Consider the following 2,489-nt stretch of genomic DNA (forward strand, 5'->3'; position numbering starts at 1 on the left):
GGGGCGGCGGTGCCCGGGCGGGTGGGGCGGTCGGCGTGCCCGAGCCGTGCGGTACCGCGCGATCCGACCCGTCCGCCGGGACTCCCGGTCTTCACCCCGGGAACGCCGCCGCCGTCCCGCGACAGCGAGCCGGACCGGCAGCGGGGAGCACGCACCTTCCGCACCCTCGACGTCACCGCGGCCGATGCCCTCTCGGGCACCCGCGACCAGGCGCAGGACGTGGGCGACCGACTGCGCGGCGCCCGCTGGACGTTGCACGACGACGGCACGCTGACTGCCGACCGGGCCGGAGTCCCCCTCCTGCGCACCACGTCCGCCGACGCCACGACACGCCTGCTGACCGGGCGGCGCACGGAACGCACCGACGTCAGCGCGACCACAACGTGGATGGAGGCCCGGCTCGTCGGCGGCGCGGGCCGGACGGCCCGACTGGACCGCGTCCGCGCCGCGACCCGGGACATGGGGGCCGTGGTCGACTGCCGGGAGTTCACCTCACGTCGAGCACCGCCCAGCGCCTGTCGCTGACCCTGGGCCCTGAGTGATGCGTACCTGACGCGTCACCGTCGTGTCACAGCCCCGTGCGCCGGTGAACCACGGGAACCACCGGGCGATCTCTAGCGGCGAGTGCCGGCGAGCCACCGGCACCTGGACATCTCGAATTCGGGGGACTTATGCAGTACGGGATGTATTACGGGTCACGTGTCCGCGGAGCCGCTCTGGCGCTGGCGACCGTCTCGGCGGCCGCGCTTCTCATGACCGCGTGCCAGCCGGGCGACGAGGACACCGGTTCCGCCGCCTCGCCGTCGGGCGTGCCGACGGCCTCGTCCTCCGGCTCGCCGGAACCCGCCGTGTCGCCCGGCGGGACGGGATCGTCCACCGAGCCCGCCGGGAGCTTCACTCCCACGATGCCGGCGTCGGTGACCGCCACCGCCACCCCGACGACGAAGGCATGCGCCGGGGAGTCCCTGAAGTCGTTCATGTACCAGGCCGACGTCCGGCCCGAGGGCACCGGAATCGGCGCGGTCATCGTCGAGTTCACCAACATGTCCGGTACGTCGTGTGCCGTCCAGGGGCATCCGACCGTGGCGGGGGCGCCCAACGGATCTCCCCAGAAGGGCCGCCCGCTCGCGGTGACCCCGACGGGCCCGGCTTCCAAGGTGGTGCTCGCACCCGGCGCGAAGGCATGGGTCAAGGTGACGTTCGTCCAGGTCCAGGGCGAGGGCGACGGTTACTGCGTGTCCGGGGCCGAGCCGGTCACCTACCCGACTCTGGTGGTGGGTCTCCCGGCCGGCGGAGCGCACCAGCTCGCCCTCGACGACGGCGCGTTGGCCGAGTGCGACGACAAGGCGACGGTCACCGCCGTCACCGCGAAGAAGCCCTCCTGAGCTTCATCGGTGCGCAGTCGCAGTCGCCCGTCGCCGTCGCAGTCGCCCGTCGCCGTCGCCGTCGCCCGCCGCGGGCGACGGCGCACCGGTGAGCGGGATCGGAGCCCCTGGAACAGCTCCGGATCAGGATCGGGACCGCTGGAGCACGAAGGCGGGCGGACGACGACCCCCGACGTGACCCCACGGGTGAGTGTCGGAAGCACCGGTCCGACCCGGCCCGGACTCCGCGGAACCGGCCGGTGACGGTCACGTCGAGGCGGACCGTACGGCGGTGACCGCCACCGTCGTACAGGGCATCGTGAAGCGGCCTCCCATCGCGTCGACGGCGGCGCCCACCTCCGCCAGCACGGATGCCGACGCGTCCGCGGGAAGCCGGGTCAGGGCGCCCAGGGTCGGCATCACGTCCAGCCATGTCTCCCGGGTGTGGGACCACTCCCAGGAGAAGCTCCACTCCTCGGGCTCGTCGAATCCACCCACCCCGCGGATCTCCTCGGCCGCCTTCGTGAGCAACGGTCCATAGACGGCCACGGACGGATTCGCCAACGCCCCGAAGTCGAACGGGGAGTCGGGCATCACCCTCCGGCAGGCCGCGACGGTGGCCTCCGCCACCTGGGACGGCAGCCGGAACACATGCCAGAACGCGGCGAATCGGCCGTGGGGCCGCAGCACCCGCTTCGCCATGGCCGCTCCCGCGGCCGGGTCGACCCAGTGCCAGGACTGGGCGGCCACGACCGTGTCGAACTTCCGCCCGGCCGGGGCCCAGGCCTCGAACGCCGCGACCTCGACCTCGGTGCCGAGCCGCCGTGCCACGTCGGCCATCCGCGCGTCGGGATCGACCCCGAGGACGGTGCACCCCGCGGCCCGGAACTGTCGGGCCGCGATGCCGGTGCCACAGCCGACGTCCAGGACGTCGGGACCGGGGCTGCCGGAGACGATCCTCTCGACCAGGGCCTCAGGGGAGCGCGGCCGTGCCCGGTCGTAGCGTTCCGCGTCGGAGCCGAACGACTCCGCCGTCTGCCGGTACTCATGAGGCTTGTTCGCGGAGGGACGCGATCCCTCCGAGGGTACAGTGGGCATGCGCCCACTATGAGCTGTCTCTTATAC

At 73.2% G+C, this 2,489-nt stretch carries 4 protein-coding genes; 2 read left to right on the forward strand and 2 right to left on the reverse strand.

What is annotated here, in order from left to right:
- Nucleotides 1–525: hypothetical protein (locus ACFWBT_RS42580; RefSeq protein WP_385710087.1), on the forward strand; the 525-nt coding region annotated here is incomplete at its 5' end.
- Nucleotides 526–688: 163 nt separating this feature from the next.
- Here the strand turns inward: ACFWBT_RS42580 and ACFWBT_RS42585 are convergent.
- Nucleotides 689–979 carry a hypothetical protein gene (locus tag ACFWBT_RS42585; RefSeq protein WP_385710090.1) on the reverse strand — a complete coding sequence of 97 codons (291 nt, stop codon included), beginning with the start codon at nucleotides 977–979 and terminating at the stop codon, nucleotides 689–691.
- On the opposite strand from ACFWBT_RS42585, the gene ACFWBT_RS42590 reads away from it, so the two are divergent.
- Nucleotides 978–1,385 carry a DUF4232 domain-containing protein gene (locus ACFWBT_RS42590; RefSeq protein ID WP_385710093.1) on the forward strand — a complete coding sequence of 136 codons (408 nt, stop codon included), beginning with the start codon at nucleotides 978–980 and terminating at the stop codon, nucleotides 1,383–1,385. The two genes, ACFWBT_RS42585 and ACFWBT_RS42590, sit on opposite strands and share 2 nt — an antisense overlap.
- Nucleotides 1,386–1,631: 246 nt before the next feature.
- Here ACFWBT_RS42590 and ACFWBT_RS42595 read toward each other — a convergent pair whose 3' ends face one another.
- A complete protein-coding gene (locus ACFWBT_RS42595; RefSeq protein WP_385710096.1) occupies nucleotides 1,632–2,462 on the reverse strand; it encodes a class I SAM-dependent methyltransferase in 831 nt (276 codons plus the stop codon).
- Nucleotides 2,463–2,489: the final 27 nt, after the last annotated feature.

The sequence above is a fragment of the Streptomyces sp. NPDC060027 genome, assembly GCF_042737005.1.
Lineage (GTDB): Bacteria > Actinomycetota > Actinomycetes > Streptomycetales > Streptomycetaceae > Streptomyces.